This window comes from Burkholderia sp. Bp8994 (genome assembly GCF_003853805.1).
Taxonomy (GTDB): Bacteria; Pseudomonadota; Gammaproteobacteria; order Burkholderiales; family Burkholderiaceae; genus Burkholderia.
Genome location: NZ_QTQH01000023.1, coordinates 25,034 through 48,726 on the forward strand (window position 1 = coordinate 25,034; position 23,693 = coordinate 48,726).

Sequence of the window (23,693 nt, forward strand, 5' to 3'; positions counted from 1 at the left end):
CGAAGCTCGCCCAGCATGCGAAACGGACGGACCACCTGCTGCGGCTCGCCGCCGCGCGTCCTCGATATCACATGGGGCGGTCAGGCTGCAAGCACAGCGGTGACGGCCACGAGAGGCAAAGAAAGACTGTCTGCCGCTCGCCGGAACGCGCAGACGTTTTGTTAGAATGGCTCGGAGTATAACATTCCGATTTACGCCTATGAAACCTCATCGCGGCCGCGCGCCGAGCGCTGCGACCCTCGTTGCGACCGCCGTCATGGGCGTCGCACTGACGCTGTTCGCGGCCCCCGCGGCGCATGCGCAGAAGGCCCCGGCCACCGCCGACGGCACGCCCGAAATCGACGCGTCGATCTCCGGCAAGCAATGGAAACAGGCGCTCGCGCAACTCGACGCGCGCATCGCGGCGAATCCGCACGACGTGCAGGCGCAGTTCAAGCGCGGCACCGTGCTCGCCCGCCTGAACCGCGACGACGACGCGATCCAGCAGTTCGTCGCGATCACGCAGGCCTACCCCGAACTGCCCGAACCGTACAACAACCTCGCGGCGCTCTACGCGAAGCACGGCCGCTACGACGAAGCGCGCAGCGCGCTCGTCACCGCGACGCAATCGAACCCGAGCTACTCGCTCGCGTACGAGAACCTCGGCGACCTCTATCTGCGCCTCGCAGCCGAATCGTACAAGCGCGCGCAAGCGCTCGGCCGCACGAGCGGCGCGACCGCACAGCGCCTCGCCGACCTGCAGAAGATCGTGTCGCCGCCGAAGCCGGCCGCCAACGCGCGCGGCGTCACGCCGGCCACGCGCGCATACACCGATCGCGCCGCCGCAAACGTGAGCACCACCACGCTGCCGATGTCGCCGACGTTCCAGTTCAACGGTCCGTCCGGTGCGCTGGCAGCGCCGTACGTCGCGCCGTCGCAGTAAGCGGCGCAACCTCCCCTCCCTCCCAACCTGAGGATCGCAATGAAACGTCTGTTGCTGGCGCTTGGCGGCGCCGCCCTTCTCGCGACCGCGCCCGCGTTCGCGCAATCGGCCACCGCGCACCCCGTCGTGCAGCTGAAGACCTCCCAGGGCGACATCCGTGTCGAGCTCTACCCGGAGAAGGCGCCGAAGACGGTCGCCAACTTCCTCGACTACGTGAAGGCCGGCCAGTACAACGGCACGATCTTCCATCGCGTGATCAAGGGCTTCATGATCCAGGGCGGCGGCTACAAGACCAACTTCGAGGAGAAGCCGACCCGCGCGCCGATCCCGCTGGAAAGCCGCAATGGTCTGAAGAACCTGACGGGCACGATCGCGATGGCGCGTACCAGCGATCCGAACTCGGCCACCGCGCAGTTCTTCATCAACACGGTCGACAACAGCGGCCTCGACTACCCGAACCCGGACGGCAACGGCTATGCGGTGTTCGGCAAGGTCGTGTCGGGCCTCGACGTCGTGAAGAAGATCGAAGGCGTGGCGACGACCTCGCGCGGCCCGATGCAGGACGTGCCGGCCCAGCCGGTCCTGATCGAATCGGCCAGCATCGTTTCGAAATAAGCACCTGCCGGCACGTCCGGCGCCACACGCGGCCGCGTCGCACGACCGGCCGCGTGCCATTTAAACCGCCTCACCGAAGGAATTCATCATGGTTGAACTGCACACGAACCACGGCGTGATCAAGCTCGAGCTGGACGCCGCGAAGGCACCGAAGACGGTCGAGAACTTCCTCAACTACGTGAAGAAGGGCCACTATGACGGCACGGTGTTCCACCGTGTGATCAACGGCTTCATGATTCAAGGCGGCGGCTTCGAGCCGGGCCTGAAGCAGAAGCCGACCGACGCGCCGATCGACAACGAAGCGAACAACGGCCTGAAGAACGACAACTACACGATCGCGATGGCGCGCACGAACGATCCGCACTCGGCGACCGCCCAGTTCTTCATCAACGTGAACGACAACGATTTCCTGAACCACTCGTCGCCGACGCCGCAGGGCTGGGGTTACGCTGTGTTCGGCAAGGTTGTCGAAGGCCAGGATGTGGTCGACAAGATCAAGGGCGTCAAGACGGGCAACGCGGGCTTCCACCAGGACGTCCCGACCGACGACGTCGTGATCGAAAAGGCCGTGGTGGTCTGACCCACAGCCGTTACGGAGGCACTTCGATGTTGCAGGAGAGTCCGCCGCGAAGCGTCTCCGCGGGCGTGCCGGGCGAGCGCGAATACGCGCAAGCCGCACGCCCGTTCCTGTTTCTCTCCGATCTGCACCTGAGCGAGGCGATTCCGAAGACGGTCGCCGCGTTCGAGCATTTCGTGAAATACACGGCCGACAGCGCCGACTCGGTGTTCATCCTCGGCGACCTGTTCGAATACTGGATCGGCGACGACGTGCTCGACCACGATCCGTTCGCGGCACGCATGGCCGCGCTGATGCATACGTTCTCGGAGCGCGGGATCGCGCTTTACGTGATGCACGGCAATCGCGATTTCCTGCTCGGCCGGCGCTTCATGAAGGCGGCCGGCGCGATGCTGCTGCGCGACCCGGCGCTGATCACGTCGTTCGGCCAGCGCATCGTGCTCACCCACGGCGACGCGCAATGCACGGCCGATCGCGGCTATCAGATATTTCGGCGGTTTGCCCGCAATGGCGTCGCGCAGGCGCTGTTTCTCGCGTGGCCGTTCCGCTGGCGCCGCGCGCTCGCGCAACGGATGCGTTCGAACAGCGAAGCGGGCCGGATGCGCCCCGCTTCGGCGATCTACGATGTCACGCGTGAAGGCATCGCCGCGCTGTTCCGGAAGAGCCGTGCGAGCGTGATCATTCACGGCCACACGCATCGCCCCGCGCGCCACCTCGAACCGGGCGGGATTCGCTGGGTACTGCCCGACTGGGATCTCGACCACGGCATGCCGCGCGGCGGCTATCTGCGCGTCGACGCCGAAGGCATCCACGCGATGCCGCTCGACTGACGCGAGCGACACGGCCGCAGCTGCCGGCGGCCGCCGGCACGCGCCGCGTTACGCCTGGCGCTCGACCGCCTTGCCTTCCAGCACCGCCGACAGCCTGCGCAGATCGAGACGCGCCGCGTCCGCGCCCTGCAGCGTTTCCAGATGCGTGCCGAGCTGCTCGAGCGCCGCGACGATTTCGTCGACGCGCCGGCTTTCCTTCGCCGCGTGGTCGATCAGGCCGTGAATCGCGAGCGACATCGGGTCGTCCGCGTTCGGCGTGATCCCGTACGCGCAGAACGCGGCGCGCTCGGGCTGCGGCTTCGGTTGCGCCGGCATCACGATGCGCGCCGGATTGCCGACCGCGGTGCCGCCTGCCGGCACCGGCTTCACGACGACCGCGTTCGAACCGATCTTCGCGCCCGCGCCGACGGTGAAACCGCCGAGCACTTTCGCGCCCGCACCGACGATCACGCCGGCCTCGAGCGTCGGATGGCGCTTCGCGCCGCGCGTGAGCGACGTGCCGCCGAGCGTCACGCCCTGATAGATCGTGCAGTCGTCGCCGACGATCGCGGTTTCGCCGATCACGACACCCATCCCGTGATCGATGAACACGCGCCGGCCGATCGTCGCGCCCGGGTGGATCTCGATACCCGTCAGGAAACGCCCGGCCTGCGACGCGAAGCGTGCGAGCCAGTAGCGCTTCGCGCGCCAGCACGCATGCGCGAAGCGATGCAGCACGAGCGCGTGCAGCCCCGGATAACAGGTCAGCACTTCCCAGGCACTGCGAGCGGCGGGATCCCGCTCGCGAATCGTCGCAACGTCTTCGCGCAGTCTGGTGAACATGATCGGGTCTGGGCTGGGGAAAAGGCCGGCACGCCCGCCGGCAACGGCCGGTCGTTATCGCGCCGGGTAATTTGCTTATGATGTCCGGCGATTGTAGGGCCACTCGCCCGCGGCCGCACAGCGTCGCGCGTTCACCCCGTCAGCGGCGCGGGTATTCGCGCGGGACGCCCATCGTGGCCAGGTAACGCGGTTATGCGCGTCATGCGGTCATCCGGTGGCCGGGCACGGACCGGGCACCCCCGTCGCGGCGGCCGATGCGACACGCCGGCTGCAGGCGGAGCGCATCCGCCGAACGCATGAGCGCCCGGCCGCGGCGTACTTCGGCCGCTTACGCGTCGCCTTCGGGCGTGCCGGACTTCAGCAGGATGTGCTTCGCGATGCCGCGCAGGATGTTGACCTCCTCGCGCTCGAGGCCGGTGCGCGCGAACAGGCGCCGCAGCCGCGGCATCAGCTTCTTCGGGTTGCGCGGGTCGAGAAAATCGAGCGCGACCAGCGCATTCTCGAGGTGCGCGTACATCCGCTCGATCTCGTCGCTCTGCGCGAGCGTGCCGACCTCGGGCTGCGCGTCGCGCGGCGACTCGCTCCCCTGCTCCAGGAACGCGACACGCAGTTCATACGCGAGCACCTGCACGGCCTGCGCGAGGTTCAGCGAACTGTAGGCCGGATTCGCCGGGATATGCGCGAGCGCGCTGCACTGCTCGACGTGCTCGTTCGCGAGGCCCGTGCGTTCGTTGCCGAACACGAGCGCGATGTCGCCGGTGCCGACCTGCGTGTGCGCCTGTTCGGCGGCCGCGCGCGGCGCAAGGCGCGGCGGTCCGTATTCGCGCGTGCGCGCGGTCAGCGCGATCGACCAGTGGACGCCGGACAGCGCGTCGCCGAGCGTGGGCACGACGTGCGCGGACGCGAGGACGTCGTCCGCGCCGCTCGCCATCGCGATCGCCTCGGGGTCGCTCTGCACGTGCGGCACGCGCGGCGCGACCAGGACGAGCCTGGAGAAACCCATCGTTTTCAGCGCGCGGGCGGCCGCCCCGACATTGCCGGGATGGCTCGGCTCGACGAGCACGAAACGGGTGGAAGTGAAGCCGCCGGACAGCGGCGGGGACGAAGCCGCGCCCGATTCGGACGGCACGGCGGGGTTCTGCGGGGTTTCCACTACATACGACTCGGTTCGTCAGAATGGCAGTATGGTATCGCCATCGCCCCGGCAAACCCACTCGTCCGGACGGCCAGTGGGGTTTCCCCGCATCCCGGTCACCTGAAACTCCCGAAAATCGGCTAAAATCATGCGTTTACGCGCCGCGCCCCGTGCGACGCGGGTCGTACCCTGCTCTTTGTCAATTCGCGTCTCATCTCGCCCGGCACGTTTTGCGCCGTTCCGGGCGGTGTGTTCCACTTCGTGGCGGCCCGTGCCGCCGGCTACAGGATCCAGGCTCATGCATCCCATGCTCAACATCGCTGTCAAGGCTGCGCGCCGCGCCGGACAGATCATCAACCGTGCCTCCCTCGACCTCGACCTGATCGAGATCCGCAAGAAGCAGCAGAACGACTTCGTCACCGAAGTGGACAAGGCCGCCGAAGAGGCGATCATCGAGACGCTGAAGACCGCCTACCCCGACCACGCGATCCTCGCGGAAGAATCGGGCGAATCGGAGAACGAATCCGAATTCAAGTGGATCATCGATCCGCTCGACGGCACGACCAACTTCATCCACGGCTTCCCTTATTACTGCGTATCGATTGCGCTCGAGCACAAGGGCGTCGTCACGCAGGCCGTCGTCTACGATCCGAACAAGAACGACCTGTTCACGGCCACCCGCGGCCGCGGCGCGTACCTGAACGACCGCCGCATCCGCGTCGGCCGCCGCGACCGCCTGGCGGACGCGCTGGTCGGCACGGGCTTCCCGTTCCGCGAGAAGGACGGCCTCGACGCCTACGCGCGCCTGTTCACCGAAATGACGCAGGCCTGCACGGGGCTGCGCCGCCCGGGCGCGGCCGCACTCGATCTCGCGAACGTCGCGGCCGGCCGTCTCGACGCGTTCTTCGAGCAAGGCATCAACGTGTGGGACATGGCGGCGGGCAGCCTGCTGATCACCGAAGCCGGCGGCCTCGTCGGCAACTACACGGGCGACGCCGATTTCCTGCATCGTCATGAGATCGTCGCGGCGAATCCGAAGATCTACGCGCAGATGATCCCGATCCTGAACCGCTACAGCTACATGCATCCGGCAGCGGAGTAAATCCGCGCCGCGCCCGCGCCCGTCTCAACACCGCCACGACTTCGTGGCGACCGTATCCGAATATTCATGTTACGGCTAAGCGAACTTAAACTCCCGCTCGACCACCCCGAGAGCGCCCTCGAAGCCGCGATTCGCGCGCGCCTCGCGGAGCTTGGCGTGGCGGCAGACGGGCTCCTCCGTTACACGGTGTTCCGCCGTGCGCACGATGCGCGCAAGCGCTCCGACATCAAGCTCACGTACATCGTCGATGTCGAGGTCAAGGACGAAGCGGCCGTGCTTCCGCGACTCGCCGGCACGCCGCATTGCGGCGTGACGCCCGACATGGCGTACCACTTCGTCACGAAGGCGCCCGAGCACGGCAACTTCCTGCGCCCGGTCGTCATCGGCATGGGGCCGTGCGGCCTGTTTGCGGGGCTGATCCTCGCGCAGATGGGTTTCCGCCCCATCATCCTCGAACGCGGCAAGGCCGTGCGCGAGCGCACCAAGGACACCTTCGGCCTGTGGCGCAAGAGCGTCCTCAATCCCGAGTCCAACGTGCAGTTCGGCGAAGGCGGGGCCGGGACGTTTTCCGACGGCAAGCTGTACAGCCAGATCAAGGATCCCCATCACTACGGCCGCAAGGTGCTCGACGAATTCGTCAAGGCCGGCGCGCCGGAGGACATCCTCTATCTGAGCCGGCCGCACATCGGCACGTTCCGCCTCGTCAGCATGGTGGAAAAGATGCGCGCGACCATCCACGAACTGGGCGGTGAAGTGCGCTTCGAAACCCGGGTCGAGGACATCGAGATCGATCAGGGCAAGGTGCGCTCGCTGACGCTGTCGAACGGCGAAACGCTCCGGTGCGATCACGTGGTGCTGGCCGTGGGCCACAGCGCACGCGACACGTTCCAGATGCTGCACGATCGCGGTGTGTATGTCGAAGCGAAGCCGTTCTCGCTGGGTTTCCGGATCGAACATCCGCAGGGGCTGATCGATCGCAGCCGCTTCGGCAAGTTCGCGGGCCACAAGCAGCTCGGCGCGGCCGACTACAAGGTGGTTCATCACTGCAGCAACGGACGCGCGGTCTACAGCTTCTGCATGTGCCCCGGCGGCACGGTGGTCGCGGCGACCTCCGAGCCGGGCCGCGTGGTCACCAACGGCATGAGCCAGTATTCGCGCGCCGAGCGCAACGCGAACGCGGGCATCGTCGTCGGCATCACGCCGGAGGACTATCCGGGCGGCCCGCTCGCGGGCATCGCGTTCCAGCGCAAGTGGGAAGAACGCGCGTTCGAACTCGGCGGCGGCGATTACAGCGCGCCGGGCCAGCTGGTCGGCGATTTCATCGCAGGACGGCCGTCGACGTCGCTCGGTTCCGTGGTGCCGTCGTACAAGCCGGGCGTGCGCCCGACCGACCTCAGCACCGCGCTGCCCGACTACGTGATCGAAGCCATTCGTGAAGCGCTGCCGCAGATCGACAAGAAGATCGCCGGCTTCGCGATGCACGACGCGGTGCTCACCGGCGTGGAAACGCGCACGTCGTCGCCGATCCGGATCCGGCGCAAGGACAATTACCAGAGCGTGAACGTCGAAGGGTTGTATCCGGCCGGTGAAGGCGCCGGGTATGCCGGCGGCATCTATTCGGCAGCCATCGACGGTATCGAGGTCGCGCAGGCGGTGGCGCTCGATCTGATGTCGGCGCACGCGTCCTGATATTGCCCGTCAGGCCCGGCGCACGAAGGTCCGTGCGCCGGGTGATCCAGCAGTATCTGCGCCCTGCCTGACAAGGTTCGCCACGCGAAGCTACCCCCTCTTTGCGATGCGCCGCGGCCATTAGTGGTCAATGTGCCGAACACGGCCGATGCCAGGCCAAATTTCGCTTTGGTATACTCCGCGGCCGAATTCTCCACGTTTCCACGAATCCATGACCGCCGCACAGTCGGACAACGTGTCATCTGATTTCATGCCGGCCGACCTCAGGCAAAGCGTGGTCACGCAGACGCTGCCGCACGCCCAGGTCGGCATCAGCCGACTGCAGACATCTCGTAGAAATATTGGCCGAACCGCGCCATACGAACTTGAAGACGCCGATCTCATCGTGTTGCAATTGCGCGCGTTCGGCGAACAGGAATTGTGGCTTGACGGACGTGTTGCTTGTTTCGTCCCCTATGACGCAGGGACCGTCACGATTCACGACCTCGATCGCAGCTGGGTTTCCGACCTGAAGGGGGCGTTCGACTGCATCCATTTTCACCTCCCGCGCCGAACGCTGGAGGAGACAGTCGATGAAATCGGTGGCAGGCAGCGGCCCCAGCTTTACTTGCCGCCGCATTTGAGTGCGACGGATCCGGTCATCCATCGCCTGGGCCAAGCCCTGCTCCCCGCCCTGGCGCGGCCCGAGCACGCATCCCAGCTGTTCGTCGACCACGTCGCGCTCGCCTTCCAGACGCATGTCGCGCGTCTGTACGGCGGCATCGGCGAGCGGCGGGAGAAGTCGACCGGCAAACTCACGGCGTGGCAGGAGCGCGTGGCGAAAGGCTTTCTGCTCGAACACCTTACCGGCAACATCTCGATCGCCGATGTGGCGAAAGCGTGCGGCCTGTCTCGTGGCCACTTCGTCAAGGCCTTTCATCAGACCACCGGGTTACCGCCCCATCGCTGGCTGATCAATCAGCGCATCGAACGCGCAATGATGTACATGCGCACATCGTCGATGCCGCTGCAAATGATCTCGGATGCATGCGGCTTCGCCGACCAGAGCCACTTCACGAGAACATTCACGCGCGTGACCGGTATTACGCCGCGTCGTTGGCGCATGGACAACGTTTGAGGAGGGTGGCCGACGCGGCTCTTGCGAGTCACATGAGCATCCGACCGACGGCCGCACCTGCAAAGTGACGGCAGTCAGCTGCACCGCACGAGATCGAATGACCGATATCGGCCATCAATCCGGTCGGTGCATGGACGACCGACGTCCCGCTTACGGTCAACGGCCCCGTATTGAGATGATCCACAATCTCGATGCCGACGCCGAGAAGCGGAAATTGCCTGCGCGGAACTACCCCCCTCGTCGCCGGCAACTAGCCGAACGGCGAACTTCGCGCGTGCACATGGAAGCGACTGGTAAACTCGGGCAACCAAAGCAACAACTTCCTGCCTGACCTATGACCACGCTGTCGCCCGAAGCCTTCGCCGGCCATACTCCGATGATGCAGCAGTACCTGCGCATCAAGGCCGATCACCCCGACACGCTCGTCTTCTACCGGATGGGCGACTTCTACGAGCTGTTCTTCGAGGATGCGGAGAAAGCCGCGCGCCTGCTCGACCTGACCCTCACGCAACGCGGCGCCTCGGCCGGGACGCCGATCAAGATGGCCGGCGTCCCGCATCACGCGGTCGAACAGTATCTGGCGAAGCTCGTGAAGATGGGCGAATCGGTCGCAATCTGCGAGCAGATCGGCGACCCCGCCACGTCGAAGGGGCCAGTCGAGCGCAAGGTCGTGCGCGTCGTCACGCCCGGCACGCTGACCGACGCGGCACTGCTGTCCGACAAGAACGACGTCTACCTGCTCGCGATGTGCACGGGCCACAACAAGCGCGGCGTCGCGGTCAACATCGGCCTCGCGTGGCTGAACCTCGCGAGCGGCGCACTGCGGCTCGCCGAGATCGAACCCGACCAGCTCGGCGCCGCGCTCGAACGCATCCGGCCAGCCGAAATCCTGACGGCGGACGGCGCGACCGACGCCGTGCCCGCGGGCGCCGGCGCGATCAAACGCGTGCCGGCATGGCACTTCGATATCGCATCGGGCACGCAGCGCCTGTGCGACCAGCTCGACGTCGCGGGCCTCGACGGCTTCGGCGCGCATTCGCTGACGAGCGCATGCGGAGCCGCCGGCGCACTGCTGCTGTACGCGGCCGCCACACAGGGTCAGCAATTGCGTCACGTGCGCAGCCTGAAGGTCGAGAACGAAACCGAATACATCGGGCTCGATCCGGCGACGCGCCGCAACCTCGAGTTGACCGAAACGCTGCGCGGCACCGAATCGCCGACGCTGTACTCGCTGCTGGACACCTGCTGCACGACGATGGGCAGCCGCCTGCTGCGTCACTGGCTGCATCATCCGCCGCGCGCGTCGGTCGCCGCGCAATCGCGCCAGCAAGCGATCGGCGCACTGCTCGACGCACCGGCGAACGCGAGCCTCGACGCACTGCGCAGCGCGCTGCGCCAGATCGCCGACGTCGAACGGATCACCGGGCGGCTCGCGCTGCTGTCCGCGCGGCCGCGCGACCTGTCGAGCCTGCGCGACACGTTCGCCGCGCTGCCCGCGCTGCGCGAGCGCATCAGCGCGATCGTCGCGAACGCGGATGCGCTTGCCCGCGTCGACGCGGCGCTCGCGCCGCCCGCCGAATGCCTCGACCTGCTGACCAGCGCGATCGCCCCCGAGCCGGCCGCGATGGTGCGCGACGGCGGCGTGATCGCGCGCGGCTACGACGCGGAGCTCGACGAACTGCGCGACATCTCCGAGAACTGCGGGCAGTTCCTGATCGATCTCGAGGCGCGCGAGCGCACCCGCACGGGCATCGCGAACCTTCGCGTCGAATACAACAAGGTGCACGGCTTCTACATCGAGGTCACGCGCGGCCAGACTGACAAGGTGCCCGACGACTATCGCCGCCGCCAGACGCTGAAGAACGCCGAGCGCTACATCACACCCGAACTGAAGACCTTCGAGGACAAGGCGCTGTCCGCGCAGGAACGCGCGCTGGCCCGCGAGCGCGCGCTGTACGACGGCGTGCTGCAGGCGCTGCTGCCGTTCATTCCGGAGTGCCAGCGCGTCGCGTCGGCGCTCGCGGAGCTCGACGTGCTCGCCGCGTTCGCCGAGCGCGCCCGCACGCTCGACTGGGTCGCGCCTGCCTTCACCGACGAAATCGGCATCGAGATCGAACAGGGTCGCCACCCGGTCGTGGAAGCGCAGGTCGAGCAGTTCATCGCGAACGACTGCCGGTTCGGCGCCGAGCGCAAGCTGCTGCTGATCACCGGCCCGAACATGGGCGGTAAGTCGACCTTCATGCGGCAGACGGCGCTGATTGCGCTGATGGCGTACGTCGGCAGCTACGTGCCCGCGAAATCGGCCTGCTTCGGCCCGATCGACCGGATCTTCACACGGATCGGCGCGGCCGACGATCTCGCCGGCGGACGCTCCACCTTCATGGTCGAGATGACCGAAGCCGCGGCGATCCTGAACGACGCGACACCGCAGAGCCTCGTGCTGATGGACGAAATCGGCCGCGGCACGTCGACGTTCGACGGCCTCGCGCTCGCATGGGCCATCGCGCGTCACCTGCTCGCGCAAAACGGCTGCTACACGCTGTTCGCGACGCACTACTTCGAGCTGACGCAGCTGCCGGCCGAATTCCCGCAAGCGGCCAACGTCCATCTGTCGGCCGTCGAGCACGGCCACGGCATCGTGTTCCTGCACGCGGTCAACGAAGGCCCGGCGAACCAGAGCTACGGGCTGCAGGTCGCGCAACTCGCGGGCGTACCGGCGCCGGTGATCCGCGCCGCGCGCAAGCATCTCGCGTATCTCGAACAGCAGTCGGCCGCCCAGCACACGCCGCAGCTCGACCTGTTCAGCGCGCCGCCCGCCGCGGCCGAGGAGCTCGCGTGCGCGGATGCGCCGGCGCCGGCCGACGCCCCGCATCCGGCACTCGAAAAGCTGCGCGACATCGATCCCGACGACCTCAAGCCGCGCGAGGCGCTCGACCTGCTGTACGAACTGCGCACGCTCGTCCGCTCGCACGATGTCGACGGGCACGCGTAAACGCCTCCCGTCGGGCCGGCCGGCCCGCGCCGCCGCAGCCGCACTGATCGCGGCGACGCTCGCGCTCGTGCAGGTGAGCACGCTCGCGGCGCCGCCCAAGCGTGCCGCCGCCCCCTACTCGTTCGCGATCGTGTCGGGCGTCATCAACGCGCCGGCCGACGAGCCGGCCGCGCAGCGGCTGTTCGAATCGATCGCGCGCGAGCGCAATCTGGCCTTCGTCGTCTATGCGGGCGACCTCAAGGGTGCGAAGGAAGCGTGCCGCGACACGCTGTACACGCAGCGCGGCGCGATCCTGGACGCATCGCGCGTGCCGCTCGTGTTCATTCCCGGCCACGACGACTGGGCAACGTGCAACACGGCGGCCGGCGGCAGCTACGATCCGGTCGAACGCCTGGACTTCCTGCGCCAGACGCTGCTGGCGGACGCCGCGCTGCCCGACGCCGGCGCGCTGCAGATCACCCGCGAAAGTGAAGTCGCGCGGTTCCGGCCGTATCGCGAAAACGCGCGCTGGATGCATGACGACGTCGTCTACGTCGCGCTGAACGCACCGGCGCCGAACAACCACTATCTGACGGCCGGCGGCCGCAACGGCGAATTCGAGGACCGCATCGTCGCGAACGGCTTCTGGATCGACCACGCGGCCGAATACGCGAAGCGGCGCGAAGCGCGCGCCATGGTGGTGATGTTCGAAGGCGATCCGCAGTTCGATCGCTACGAGCGGACCGAACGCTTTGCGTGGTTGCGTTTCAACCGGCCGCGCGTGCGCGACGGCTTCCGTGAACTGAAACGAACGCTGGTGAAGGCGGCGGCGACATTCCGCGGCCCGATTCTGGTGATGCACGCGAGCAGCGAGCCGCTTGCGAATGGTTTCCTGATCGATCGCCCGCTGCATGCGGACGACGGTGTGCTGGTGGGAAATGTGACGCGTGTCGCGATCGGACCGCGTCAGCCGGCGAATCAGTGGGTGAAGGTCAACGTGTCGCCGGCACGGCAGACGATCTTCAACGTGAGCCTGCAGGACGTGCCGAAGAATCTGCCAACCCCGCCCGCGCTGCCGGTCGTGCCGCGCGACGAGGTCCCGCTGCCGCAGATGCCGGAGATCCCGGCCTTGCCGGCCCTGCCCGACTCGTCGTCGGTCGCGCCGCCGCTGCAGGGCGACGGCACGACGCCGGGCGGCGCCTCGTGGCCCGCGCCGCCCCCTGCCTCGGGGCCGGCGCCCGGCCTGCCCGCCAGTTCAGTGCAGGGTGCGCCCTGACGGTGCGTCGCCGTCCTCGTCTTCGTCCTCGTCGACGATTTCGAGGCCTTCCGCGCCGTGCGCGTGCTCATGCTCGATCTCGTCCTCGGTCGCTTCGCGAACGTCCTTGACCGTGAGCGCGAAACGCAGCGCCATGCCCGCGAGCGGGTGGTTGCCGTCGAGCACGACCTTGTCTTCGGCGATGTCGGTGACCGTGTAGATCAGCGAATCCACTTCCTCGTCGCCGTCTTCCGGCGTGCCTTCGAACTGCATGCCCACTTCGATCGGCTCGGGAAAACGATCGCGCGGCTCGATCTTCACGAGTTCGGGATCGTAGTCGCCGAACGCGTCCTGCGGCTCGAGCTGAACCTGCGCCTGGTAACCGGGCTCCTGGCCGTCGAGCTGTTCCTCGATCTTGGGGAACGTGCCATCATAGCCGCCGTGCAGATAAACCATCGGCTCGTCGCTTTCCTCGATCAGATTGCCTTGCGCATCCGACAGCTTGTAAGCGACCGACACGACGGTGTTTTTTGCGATTTTCATCCAATTCTCCCAAATACAAGTCTCATTATACGATGCGCAACCGGTCTCAAGCCGAACCGCGGGATGCCGCTGACGCCCCGCTCGGCGCGCCGCCTTCCGATCTTCCCACGCCGCTGCTCGGCGGCCTCTCGCCGGCGCAATTCATGCGCCGCTACTGGCAGAAAAAGCCGCTGCTGATCCGCCAGGCGATCCCCGGCGTGAAGCCGCCGGTCACGCGCGACGCATTGTTCGAGCTGGCAGCCGACTATGACGCCGAATCGCGGCTGATCACCCATTTTCGTAACAAGTGGCAACTTGCGCACGGCCCGTTCGAGCCGGGCGCGCTGCCGGCCATCTCGCGCAAATCCTGGTCCCTGCTCGTGCAGGGGCTCGACCTGCACGTCGACGCGGCGCGCGCGCTGCTCGACCGCTTCCGCTTCATCCCGGACGCGCGTCTCGACGACCTGATGATTTCGTACGCGACGGACGGCGGCGGCGTCGGCCCGCACTTCGACTCGTACGACGTATTCCTGCTGCAGGTCGAAGGCCGGCGCCGCTGGCGCATCGGTGCGCAGAAGGACCTGTCGCTGCAGCCGGACGTGCCGCTGAAGATCCTCGAGCATTTCGAGCCGAGCGACGAATGGGTGCTCGAGCCGGGCGACATGCTGTACCTGCCGCCGCACATCGCGCACGACGGCGTAGCGGAGGGCGAATGCATGACCTGCTCGATCGGCTTTCGGGCGCCGTCCGCCGGGGAGCTGGGCGCGCAATTCCTGTACTACCTCGCGGAACGCGGCGGCCTGCGCGACGAGCGCGGCGACGCGCTCTACCGCGACCCCAAGCAGCCGGCCGTCGACACCCCCGCGCAACTGCCGCCGGCGATGGTCGAGCGCGTCGCCGAGATCGTCGAGGCAATCCGCTGGCGCAAGCGCGACGTCGCCGAATTCCTCGGCTGCTACCTGAGCGAGCCCAAATCGAACGTCGTATTCGAGCCGCCGGCGCGGCCGCTGTCCGAGGCCGCGTTCGTCGCGCAGGCATCGCGCCGGGGCGTGCATCTCGACAGACGCGCCGCATTGATGTATAACGCGCGATCGTACTTCATTAATGGCGAGGAACAACCGCTCGAGCAAGCCGGCGAATGGCTGCCCGAACTGGCCAATCTCCGCCACATGGAGGCGAAACGGTTTGTAACACTATCCCGGGCTCCCTCGATGACAGCCTTGCTGCACGAATGGTATTGTGCGGGCTGGCTGCGGGTCGGATACCGGATTTAGTGGGCCGCCCCGTATGCCCGTGCAGATCAAATTCTGTATGGGAAAGACAACGTATTGACCCCGCATTTGTCGACGGTCGATAGGAAAGTGCATATAATTTCCGCCCAAGCCGTAGGGAAGATTCACGCTCTAGAAGTGCGTCTCCACCAGCGGCCCAGGTCGGTGTTGGAGCACATTACCGGTATTGTTTCGCGCTGTTGCTTACCTTTAACCATAAAAGGACGTGATCATGAAGAAATCCCTCCTCGTAGCTTCCCTGTTGGCTGCTGTTGCACTGGCTGCTTGCAACAAGAGCGCTGATCAAGCTGCTTCGTCGGCTGCTAGCGACGCATCGGCTGCTGCTTCGTCGGCTGCTTCGGCAGTTGCTGGTGCTGCGAGCGACGCTTCGGCTGCTGCTTCGTCGGCAACGGCTGCTGCGAGCGACGCAGCTGCTGCTGTGGCGTCGGCTGCTTCGGCAGCGACGGCTGCTCCGGCTTCGGGCGCAAGCCAGTAAGCCTCAGCATCAGCTGAAAAAAAACCGGCCCTTCGGGCCGGTTTTTTTACGTCTGTCGGTTTCGCGCATCGCACCCGGCAGGCAAGCAGGCCAAGCCGCCGCCCGCCCCTTCCCGCGCCGCTCTGCGCCCGCTCAACCGAGCGTCAGCCAGTCGAAGCCCGCGTCCTGCGTGGCCACGACCACGTCCTCCCCGTCCGTTCCCAGCACGCCGGCAAACGCCTGGCGGGCCAGCTCGGGCCGGTTGTTCTGCTGGCTCAGGTGCGCCGCGACCAGATGCTGGAGGCGACTGCGTTCGAGCGATGCGAGGATGCCGGCGGCGGCGTCGTTGCTCAGGTGACCATGATTGCCGCCGATCCGCGCCTTCAGCGACTGCGGATAGCGGCTCCCGGCGAGCATCGCGGTATCGTGGTTGGATTCGAGCACCAGCGCGTCACAGCCGCTCAGGACGGTCGTGATGTGCGGCGTGGCCATGCCGACGTCGGTCAGCACGCCGAGCCGGCGACAGCCATCCATGAAGACGAACTGGAGCGGTTCCCGCGCGTCGTGGGGCACCGTATAGGGCATCACGGCCAGATCGCGTATCGCGGCCGTCTCGTCGCCCCACAACACGTGGAGATCGACATCGGCCTCGTCCGCGCCTACTGCGCGCGCCGTGCCCCAGCTCATGTAGAGCGGCAGCGACCCGCGCCGCGCGAGCGTCAGCGCGCTGCCGACGTGGTCGCTGTGTTCGTGGGTGATGAGGATCGCATCGAGATCGTCGATGCCGAGATTCAGGCGGCCGAGGCGGCGCTCGACCTCCTTCGCAGAAAAACCGCAGTCGAGCAGCACGCGGGTGGTCGTCGTGCCGCTCGACACCTCGACGACCAGCGCGTTGCCTTCGCTGCCGCTACCAAGGCTGGCGAAGCGCACGCGGTCAGTTCAGCTGGGCCTGCAGCAGCGAAATGAGCCGCTGCGCATCCGACGAGTTGTCGACCTGGCCGTTCGCGTCGACCACCGCGACCTGCGTGCCGCCATTGCCCTGCGCGCGCACGTTGACCAGGTATTCCTTGCCCGGCTTGGCCGCCGACGGGCCGCCGTAGAACAGCTTGCCGAACAGCCCGTCGCGCTTCAGCTCTTCCATCGTGTTCGCGTAGCGGACGGTGTACAGGCCCTTCTCGCGGTCGCGATTGTCGACCGCGAAGTTGGTACGGTCGAGCGCGAGACCGACGCGCAGCCACGCGCGGTCGAACGATTCCGCCAGCTGCAGCGTCGCGGCGCCGCCGCTCGTGTCAGCGACCTTCGCCGGCGCCGTCGCGGGACGTGCATCGGTCAGCAGCTGCTTCGCCTGCGCGTCGCTCAGGCCGAACTTCTGCATCAGCTTCGACAGGAACACGGCCTCGAGCACCGGGTTGCGCGGACGCTCTTCCCAGCGCGACGACGTGCCGCCCTGCGGACCGACCATCATTTCTTCCATCGCGCTGTGCGTGATCGAGATGTCGGTGTTGCCGTCCGGCGTGCGGTTCACGAGCGTGCGGAAACGGTCGCGCGTGCCCGACGAATACGCGAAGTCGATGACCTTGCCGATCGTGCGGCGGAACCAGTCGTCAGGAATGTTCGCGCGGTTCTCGGCCCAGTCGGTGGCCATGATGCCGGTCGACGGCGCGTCGGTCTTCAGCGAGAAGCCGTTTTCCTGCCAGAACTCCTTCAGGATCGGCCACAGCTGCTCGGGCGTGCGCCCGTCCACGACGAGCCAGCGGCGATCGCCGTCGCGCTCGATATGCATGCCGAGCGGATCCTGCGCGCTCGGGACACCGTCGGTCGCGTTGCCGGAGGCCGTGGTCGCCCGCGGCGGCAGCGTGCCGAGACCGGCATTGCTCGGCGGCGCGACGAACTGCTGGGTCGTCGGCACCGGCTTCAGGTCGCTCGGCACCGCGAGCGGCGGCGCCGAACCCGTGTTCTTGTAGTTGACCCGGTCAGGAGCCAGATAATCGTTCAGCGTATCGCAGCCGGCGAGCGCGCCCAGCGCCAGCGCCACCACCGAAACCTGGATGGCGCGAGAGGAAAAGGCGAAACGTTTCATGAAATCCTTCGTCTTGCTAGAACGCTCGTCAGGAGCGGCGCCGGACGGAGCCGGCCGGTGCGGGTTGATGAGGGGTCGAGCCGGCGGCCGCAGGACGCGGCCGCCTGAGCCTCAGGCGAGGACGCCGGCCTCGACGAGGGCCGAACGTACGACATCGTGGCAGCGCTCGTCGAGCGGCGTAAGCGGCAGGCGGATGCCGCCCTGCATCTTGCCCATCGCCTGCAGCGCCCACTTCACCGGAATCGGGTTTGCCTCGATGAACAGGTTCTTGTGCAGCGACAGCAGCTTCATGTGCAGCTCGCGCGCCGTTGCGACGTCGCCAGCCAGCGCCGCACGGCACAGGTCGCTCATCGCGCGCGGCGCGACGTTCGCCGTCACCGAGATGTTGCCGTGGCCGCCGAGCAGCATCAGCGCGATCGCGGTCGGATCGTCGCCGCTGTAGATCGCGAAATGCTTCGGCGCGGCCTTGATCAGGTGCGCGGCGCGATCGATGTTGCCGGTCGCTTCCTTCACGCCGATGATGCCCGGCACCTGCGCGAGGCGCAGCGTCGTCTCGTGCGCCATGTCCGCGACGGTGCGGCCCGGCACGTTGTACAGGATCACCGGCAGGTCGACCGCTTCGGCGATCGCCTTGAAGTGCCGGTACATCCCTTCCTGCGTGGGCTTGTTGTAGTACGGCACGACCTGCAGCGTCGCGTCGGCGCCGACGGCCTTCGCGTGCTTCGTCAGTTCGATCGCCTCGGCGGTCGAATTGCCGCCTGCGCCCGCGATGATCGGGATGCGCTTCGCCGCATGCTCGACCGCCGTGCGGATCATCAGGATGTGCTCTTCGACGTTGAGCGTTGCCGACTCGCCGCTCGTGCCGACCACGACGAGTGCGTCGGTGCCTTCCGCGATGTGCCAGTCGATCAGTTTGCGAAACGCCGGCAGGTCGAGACTGCCGTCTTCGAGCATCGGGGTGACGATCGCGGGGATGCTGCCGCGGATTTGAATGCCGTCTTGGGTGCCGTTAGCCATGAAACGCGATTGATTGATGTACCGGTAAACGTTGAGATTGTAGCGGATTAGCCGGGCAGTTCGTAACGTGGAATTCCCGCCCCCGCCGTCGGGGTCGCGCCCTCGCGTACCGCGCAGATGCGCTGCACGAACGCCTCGCGCGGCGCGGCGACGAATCCGTCCTCGTACGCGACCACCCGCAGGCGGCCGCGCACCGCGTCCAGCAGCTCGCCCGGGGCGAGCAGGAACGCGGGATTGGACGGTTTGCCGACCGTTTCGTTTCCTTGCGCGAAGGTTTCGTAGATCAGCACGCCGCCCGGCGCCACCGCATCAAGCAGATGGGGCCAGAGCGGACGATGCAAATAATGGGTGACGATCACCGCCGCGAACGACGCGCCGGCCGGCAGCGGCCAGGGCGCGCCCTCGAGATCGGCGTCGCGCGCGTCGACGCCGGGAATCGCGCGCAATGCGGCCAGCGCGGCCGGATCGCGGTCGAGCGCGACGACCGGATGCCCGTGCGACGCAAACCAGCGCGCATGGCGGCCGCCGCCCGCGGCGACATCGAGCACCGCGCCGCCCGCCGGGACGAGCCGCGACCACCGGCTGACCCAGCGCGACGGCTCGGTCTGGGCGACGTGGCCGCCCGCGGCGGCAATGACGGGTTCGCGCATGCCGTCAGGTCAGGTGTACGACAGGCCCATCGCCTCGCGCACGTCGCGCATCGTCTCGACCGCGTGCTTGCGCGCCTTGTCGCAGCCGTCCGCGACGATCGCGCGCAGCAGCGACGGATCGTCCATGTACTTCTGTGCGCGCTCGAGCATCGGCTGCTGTTCGCGCAGGATCCCTTCGACGACCGGCTGCTTGCAGTCGAGGCAGCCGATACCCGCCGAGCGGCAGCCGCTCTGCACCCACTGGTGCGTCGCTTCGTCCGTATAGACCTGATGCAGCTGCCACACCGGGCACTTGTCGGGATCACCCGGATCGGTGCGGCGCACGCGCGCCGGATCGGTCGGCATCGTGCGGACCTTCTTCGTGATCGTCTCCGCGTCCTCGCGCAGGCCGATCGTGTTGCCGTACGACTTCGACATCTTCTGGCCGTCGAGGCCCGGCATCCGCGACGCTTCGGTCAAAAGCGCCTGCGGCTCGACCAGGATGATCTTGCGCGCGCCTTCGAGATAGCCGAACAGGCGCTCGCGGTCGCTCATCGACAGGCTTTGCGACTCCTGCAGCATCGCACGCGCCTGTTCGAGCGCCTCGTCGTCGCCCTCCTGCTGGTACGCGTTGCGCAGTTCGTGATAGAGCTTCGCGCGCTTGCCGCCGAGCTTCTTCGCGGCCTCGAGCGCCTTCTCCTCGAAGCCCGGCTCGCGGCCGTACAGGTAGTTGAAGCGGCGCGCGATCTCGCGCGTCATCTCGACGTGCGGCACCTGGTCTTCACCGACCGGCACGAGCGAGCCGCGATACAGCAGGATATCGGCCGCCATCAGCACCGGGTAGCCGAGGAAGCCGTAGGTCGACAGGTCCTTGTCCTTCAGCTTCTCCATCTGCTCCTTGTAGGTCGGCACGCGTTCGAGCCAGCCGAGCGGCGTGCTCATGCCGAGCAGCAGCGCGAGCTCCGCATGCTCGGGCACCTTGCTCTGGATGAACAGCGTCGCCTGCGCCGGATCGATGCCGGACGCGAGCCAGTCGATCAGCACGTCCCACACGTTCTTCTCGATGACCTCGGGCGTTTCGTAGTGCGTCGTCAGCGCATGCCAGTCGACCACGCAGAAGAAGCACGGGTACTCGGACTGCAGCTTCACCCAGTTTTTCAGCACGCCGTGGTAGTGGCCGAGGTGCAGCGACCCGGTGGGTCGCATGCCGGAGAAAATACGATCTGGGAACATGATTGTCGTTAGAAAAGCGAGGCGAAGGGAGACAGGATGGCGCTCAGCACGCCGGCCGCGGCGTTCACGAGCGGGCGCAGCCAGAAATTCGTCAGCACGCCCGTCGTGACCAGCACGAGGACGATGATGAAACCGTACGGCTCGATGCGCGACAGCGCGATCGATTGCTTCGGCGGCAGCAGTGCCGCAAGGATACGGCCGCCGTCAAGCGGCGGCAGCGGAAACAGGTTCAGCACGCCGAGCACCAGGTTCGCGCTGACGCCCGCATAGGCCATCCGCGTGAAGAACGGCTCGTCGATGCCGGCCGCGGGCAGCACGATGGTCAGCACGCCCCAGACCAGCGCCTGCACGAAGTTGCAGGCCGGACCCGCGAGCGCAACCCACAGGCTGCCCCAGCGCGGATCGCGCAGGTTGCCGAACGATACCGGTACCGGCTTCGCATAGCCGAACAGGAAAGCGCCGCCGGTCAGGAAATACATCACGAGCGGAATCGCGATCGTGCCGAGCGGATCGATGTGGCGCATCGGGTTGAACGACACGCGCCCCATCATGTAGGCGGTGTTGTCGCCGAGCAGGCGCGCGGCATAGCCGTGCGCAGCCTCGTGCAGCGTGATCGCGAAGATCACGGGCAGCGCGTAGACGGCGATGGTCTGAATCAGGGAAGCGTCCATATCGCGTTATTGTAACAAGCGCACTCGCGCAAAAATGAATGGCGCTTACGCGGCCGACAGCCCGAACGGTTCGAGCGCGCCGCGCCCCGCGCGCACGAGCTGCGGCGCGTCGCCCGTCAGGTCGATCACCGTCGACGGCTCGCGCGGACACGCGCCGCCGTCGATCACGAGATCGACCTGCTTCTCGAGCCGCGCGCGGATGTCGTCGGGATCGTTCAGCGGCTCGTCGTCCGGCGGCAGGATCAGCGTCGTGCCGAGCAGCGGCTGGCCCAGCGACTCGAGCAGCGCGAGCGTGATCGCGTGATCGGGCACGCGCAGCCCGATCGTCTTGCGCGACGGATGCGACAGCCGGCGCGGCACTTCCTTGGTTGCCTGCAGGATGAACACGTACGGGCCCGGCGTCACCGACTTGATCTGCCGGTACTGACGGTTGTCCACCATCGCGAAGTTGGCCAGTTCCGACAGGTCGCGCACGAGCAGCGACAGGTGCTGCTTCTCGTCGAGGCCGCGGATGCGGCGCACGCGCTCGACCGCGTCCTTGTCGTCGAGGTGGCACGCGAGCGCGTAGCTCGAATCGGTCGGCATTGCGATCACGCCGCCCTTGCTGACGATGTCCGCGGCCTGCTTGATCAGGCGCGGCTGCGGATTATCCGGATGAATCCTGAAGAACTGGGACATGGGGACACGTAAAGAGGGAGAAGTCGGATGCGCGCCTCGCCGGCAGCGCGAACGGCGAACGGCAAGCGGCCGCGACGCGTCAGAGCCAGCGCTCCCAGACCGGTTTCAGGTCGGGCGGCAACGGCGGCAGGCTGCCGAGTTCGACGCGGCCCTCGCCCGGCGCATGGAAATCCGAACCGCGCGACACCTCGAAGCCGAAGCGGCGCGCGACGTCCGCGTATTCGCGGTATTGGTCGGGCGTGTGGCTGCCCGTGATGACCTCGATCGCCCGGCCGCCGAGATCGATGAATTCGCCGAAGAATGCGTCGAATTCGACCGGCGTATAGCGGTAGCGGCCCGGGTGTGCGACCACGGCCTCCCCGCCCGCCGCGCGAATCCATGCGACGGCGTCGGACAGCGTCGCCCAGCGGTGCGGAACGAACCCCGGCTTGCCGTCGCCGAGCAGGCGGTCGAACACGTCGGACGTCGATGCGGCATGGCCGTTCTCGACCAGGAAACGCGCGAAGTGGGTGCGCGAGATCAGGTCGGGATTCGACACGTACTTCAGCGCGCCTTCGTACGCGCCGGGGATGCCGAGCGTCTCGAGCTGCGCGGCGATCGCCCGCGCACGGGCCGCACGGCCGTGGCGCGTGCGGTACAGGCCGTCGACGAGCGCCGGGTTCGACGGATCGATGTGCAGCCCGACGATGTGCACGGTGCGCGACGCCCACGTGACCGAAATCTCGACGCCGCTCAGGTAGCGCATGCCGAGCGCTTCCGCCTCGCTGCGCGCCGCCGCCTGGCCGCCGATCTCGTCGTGGTCGGTCAGCGCCCACAGGGTCACGCCGCCGGCATGGGCGCGGCGCGCGACGTCGGCAGGCGACAGCAACCCGTCGGAAACATTCGAATGGCAGTGGAGATCAGCGTTCATTGTCGGTATGGCAGGTGAAGCTTCATTCTACTGCAATGCGGCAAATGCGCCGCCCGCCTGCCCCGCCGCTGCCGCCGCCGGCCTATGCGCAGAACGCCTCGATCAGCGCCGCGACCTGCTCCGGCTGGTCGTGATGGACCATGTGGCCGGCATCCTCGACGAGCTTTTCGCGCCAGTCGGGGAACGCGCCGAAGCGCGCCTTGAACTCGGGCAGCGGGATGTCGCCCGCGATGTAGGCGAGCGTCGGCGAATTGATGGCCTCGACGTGCAGCACCTTCGCGCGCACCTGCTTCCAGACGGCCATCACCTCGTCGAGCCGGTACAACTGCGGGCCCGCCATCTTGTGCGCGGGGTCCGCCAGCAGGTGATACAGGCCGTCGTCGTCGCGCTTCGACCAGTGCGCGGCGAGGAACGCCGCGCGGCGCGGATCGAGCCGCGGATTGGTCTTGGTCAGCCGGGCCGCCACGTCGTCGAGCGACGCGTACGGGCGCAGCGCCGGGGGCTCGCGCAGCTCGTCGAGCCAGCCGCGCAGCCGGCGCGGCGCCTGCTCGGCCCGTGCGGGGGCGAGCCCGAACCCTTCGAGGTCGACCACGCGCCGCACGCGCTCCGGCCGCGCGCCCGCGTACAGGCACACGACGTTCGCCCCCATGCTGTGCCCGACCAGGTTGACTTCGCCGGTCGGCGCATAGTGATCGACCAGCGCGTCGAGATCGCCCAGGTACTCGTGGAACCAGTAATGACCGCCGCCCTGCCGCGCGACCGGCCAGTCGGACAGGCCGAAGCCGCGCGCATCCGGCGCGATCACCTGCCAGTCGCCCGCGAGCGCGTCGACGACGAACTGGAACGATGCCGCGACGTCCATCCAGCCGTGCAGCATGAACAGCGTCGGCGCATCGGGCCGGCCCCAGCGCCGCACATGCAGCTTGACGCCGCGGACGGTGACGAAATCGGAAACAGAACTCGAGGCATTCATTGCAGTCGCCAAAAAAAAGAATGGTCGTTCGATTATAGCGATGGCACTTCCGTTCCGGCGCCCGGCAGTCGAGGCTGCGCTCTAGCGACGGTGAGCCGACGGTACGTGTCCGGCGCATCGGCTGCCACGGAAATGCCGCCGAGCGGCCCGTGTGGCCAGCCGGCGGCAGCGTTCGCCCGCCCGTCTGGAGCCGGCGGCG

General features: G+C 67.3%; 24 protein-coding genes. 11 read left to right on the forward strand and 13 right to left on the reverse strand.

From position 1 onward, the window contains the following. Positions 1–199: 199 nt before the first annotated feature. From DIE04_RS23975 to DIE04_RS23990, 4 genes are all read left to right on the forward strand, one after another. Positions 200–922, forward strand: coding sequence for a tetratricopeptide repeat protein (locus DIE04_RS23975; protein ID WP_185500418.1), 723 nt, complete (start codon positions 200–202; stop codon positions 920–922). A gap of 39 nt (positions 923–961) precedes the next feature. After that, the gene (locus DIE04_RS23980; protein WP_012364186.1) at positions 962–1,537 is read left to right on the forward strand and encodes a peptidylprolyl isomerase; all 576 of its coding nucleotides are present in this window, start codon (positions 962–964) and stop codon (positions 1,535–1,537) included. An 88-nt stretch (positions 1,538–1,625) separates the two neighbouring features. After that, the gene (locus tag DIE04_RS23985; RefSeq protein WP_006483987.1) at positions 1,626–2,117 is read left to right on the forward strand and encodes a peptidylprolyl isomerase; all 492 of its coding nucleotides are present in this window, start codon (positions 1,626–1,628) and stop codon (positions 2,115–2,117) included. A 26-nt stretch (positions 2,118–2,143) separates the two neighbouring features. Further along, positions 2,144–2,944: a UDP-2,3-diacylglucosamine diphosphatase gene (locus tag DIE04_RS23990; RefSeq protein WP_044847977.1), complete on the forward strand. Its 801-nt coding sequence runs from the start codon at positions 2,144–2,146 to the stop codon at positions 2,942–2,944. A gap of 48 nt (positions 2,945–2,992) precedes the next feature. Here DIE04_RS23990 and cysE read toward each other — a convergent pair whose 3' ends face one another. Together cysE and DIE04_RS24000 are read right to left on the reverse strand one after the other, a co-directional pair. Continuing rightward, positions 2,993–3,766 (reverse strand): serine O-acetyltransferase, encoded by a 774-nt coding sequence (gene cysE / locus DIE04_RS23995; protein WP_044847978.1) that lies wholly within the window; start codon positions 3,764–3,766, stop codon positions 2,993–2,995. Positions 3,767–4,094: 328 nt separating this feature from the next. Then, positions 4,095–4,919 (reverse strand): RNA methyltransferase, encoded by an 825-nt coding sequence (locus DIE04_RS24000; RefSeq protein WP_124522115.1) that lies wholly within the window; start codon positions 4,917–4,919, stop codon positions 4,095–4,097. Between the two features lie 280 nt (positions 4,920–5,199). Here DIE04_RS24000 and DIE04_RS24010 point away from each other — a divergent pair, with 280 nt between their 5' ends. From DIE04_RS24010 to DIE04_RS24030, 5 genes are all read left to right on the forward strand, one after another. After that, positions 5,200–6,003, forward strand: a complete 804-nt coding sequence (locus DIE04_RS24010) for an inositol monophosphatase family protein (RefSeq protein WP_044847980.1) — start codon at positions 5,200–5,202, stop codon at positions 6,001–6,003. Between the two features lie 66 nt (positions 6,004–6,069). Beyond that, entirely contained in the window at positions 6,070–7,692 is a 1,623-nt protein-coding gene (locus DIE04_RS24015) for an NAD(P)/FAD-dependent oxidoreductase (RefSeq protein WP_124522119.1), read from the forward strand. Positions 7,693–7,903: 211 nt separating this feature from the next. Continuing rightward, a complete protein-coding gene (locus DIE04_RS24020; protein WP_124522121.1) occupies positions 7,904–8,809 on the forward strand; it encodes an AraC family transcriptional regulator in 906 nt (301 codons plus the stop codon). Positions 8,810–9,143: 334 nt separating this feature from the next. Beyond that, positions 9,144–11,801, forward strand: a complete 2,658-nt coding sequence (gene mutS, locus DIE04_RS24025) for a DNA mismatch repair protein MutS (RefSeq protein ID WP_124522123.1) — start codon at positions 9,144–9,146, stop codon at positions 11,799–11,801. Further along, positions 11,782–13,056 (forward strand): hypothetical protein, encoded by a 1,275-nt coding sequence (locus DIE04_RS24030; RefSeq protein WP_124522125.1) that lies wholly within the window; start codon positions 11,782–11,784, stop codon positions 13,054–13,056. Before mutS ends, DIE04_RS24030 begins: the two co-directional genes overlap by 20 nt. On the opposite strand, the gene DIE04_RS24035 is transcribed toward DIE04_RS24030, so the two are convergent. After that, complete coding sequence (locus DIE04_RS24035) at positions 13,036–13,578, reverse strand: peptidylprolyl isomerase (RefSeq protein ID WP_044847987.1); 543 nt, start codon at positions 13,576–13,578, stop codon at positions 13,036–13,038. The genes DIE04_RS24030 and DIE04_RS24035 overlap by 21 nt on opposite strands. A gap of 32 nt (positions 13,579–13,610) precedes the next feature. Here DIE04_RS24035 and DIE04_RS24040 point away from each other — a divergent pair, with 32 nt between their 5' ends. Then, positions 13,611–14,831 (forward strand): cupin domain-containing protein, encoded by a 1,221-nt coding sequence (locus DIE04_RS24040; protein ID WP_124488292.1) that lies wholly within the window; start codon positions 13,611–13,613, stop codon positions 14,829–14,831. Between the two features lie 54 nt (positions 14,832–14,885). Beyond that, positions 14,886–15,131: a hypothetical protein gene (locus tag DIE04_RS30415; protein ID WP_011657350.1), complete on the forward strand. Its 246-nt coding sequence runs from the start codon at positions 14,886–14,888 to the stop codon at positions 15,129–15,131. A gap of 20 nt (positions 15,132–15,151) precedes the next feature. Here the strand turns inward: DIE04_RS30415 and DIE04_RS29885 are convergent, their stop codons facing one another. The 10 genes from DIE04_RS29885 to DIE04_RS24095 form a co-directional block, all read right to left on the reverse strand. Beyond that, positions 15,152–15,334 (reverse strand): hypothetical protein, encoded by a 183-nt coding sequence (locus tag DIE04_RS29885; protein WP_185500420.1) that lies wholly within the window; start codon positions 15,332–15,334, stop codon positions 15,152–15,154. 122 nt (positions 15,335–15,456) lie between these two features. After that, a complete protein-coding gene (locus DIE04_RS24055) occupies positions 15,457–16,233 on the reverse strand; it encodes an MBL fold metallo-hydrolase (RefSeq protein ID WP_124488293.1) in 777 nt (258 codons plus the stop codon). A 4-nt stretch (positions 16,234–16,237) separates the two neighbouring features. Continuing rightward, the gene (bamC, locus tag DIE04_RS24060; RefSeq protein ID WP_044847990.1) at positions 16,238–17,383 is read right to left on the reverse strand and encodes an outer membrane protein assembly factor BamC; all 1,146 of its coding nucleotides are present in this window, start codon (positions 17,381–17,383) and stop codon (positions 16,238–16,240) included. A 111-nt stretch (positions 17,384–17,494) separates the two neighbouring features. Next, positions 17,495–18,400 (reverse strand): 4-hydroxy-tetrahydrodipicolinate synthase, encoded by a 906-nt coding sequence (dapA, locus tag DIE04_RS24065; protein ID WP_044847991.1) that lies wholly within the window; start codon positions 18,398–18,400, stop codon positions 17,495–17,497. A gap of 47 nt (positions 18,401–18,447) precedes the next feature. Then, positions 18,448–19,050 carry a bifunctional 2-polyprenyl-6-hydroxyphenol methylase/3-demethylubiquinol 3-O-methyltransferase UbiG gene (locus tag DIE04_RS24070; RefSeq protein WP_124522129.1) on the reverse strand — a complete coding sequence of 201 codons (603 nt, stop codon included), beginning with the start codon at positions 19,048–19,050 and terminating at the stop codon, positions 18,448–18,450. A gap of 9 nt (positions 19,051–19,059) precedes the next feature. Then, positions 19,060–20,262 (reverse strand): tryptophan--tRNA ligase, encoded by a 1,203-nt coding sequence (locus DIE04_RS24075; RefSeq protein ID WP_044847993.1) that lies wholly within the window; start codon positions 20,260–20,262, stop codon positions 19,060–19,062. Positions 20,263–20,270: 8 nt separating this feature from the next. Continuing rightward, positions 20,271–20,933: a site-2 protease family protein gene (locus DIE04_RS24080; RefSeq protein ID WP_044847994.1), complete on the reverse strand. Its 663-nt coding sequence runs from the start codon at positions 20,931–20,933 to the stop codon at positions 20,271–20,273. A 45-nt stretch (positions 20,934–20,978) separates the two neighbouring features. Next, positions 20,979–21,611, reverse strand: coding sequence for an L-threonylcarbamoyladenylate synthase (locus tag DIE04_RS24085; protein ID WP_124522131.1), 633 nt, complete (start codon positions 21,609–21,611; stop codon positions 20,979–20,981). Between the two features lie 79 nt (positions 21,612–21,690). Further along, a complete protein-coding gene (locus DIE04_RS24090) occupies positions 21,691–22,521 on the reverse strand; it encodes a 3',5'-nucleoside bisphosphate phosphatase (protein WP_124488296.1) in 831 nt (276 codons plus the stop codon). An 82-nt stretch (positions 22,522–22,603) separates the two neighbouring features. After that, entirely contained in the window at positions 22,604–23,494 is an 891-nt protein-coding gene (locus DIE04_RS24095; RefSeq protein ID WP_124522133.1) for an alpha/beta fold hydrolase, read from the reverse strand. Positions 23,495–23,693 lie beyond the last annotated feature (199 nt).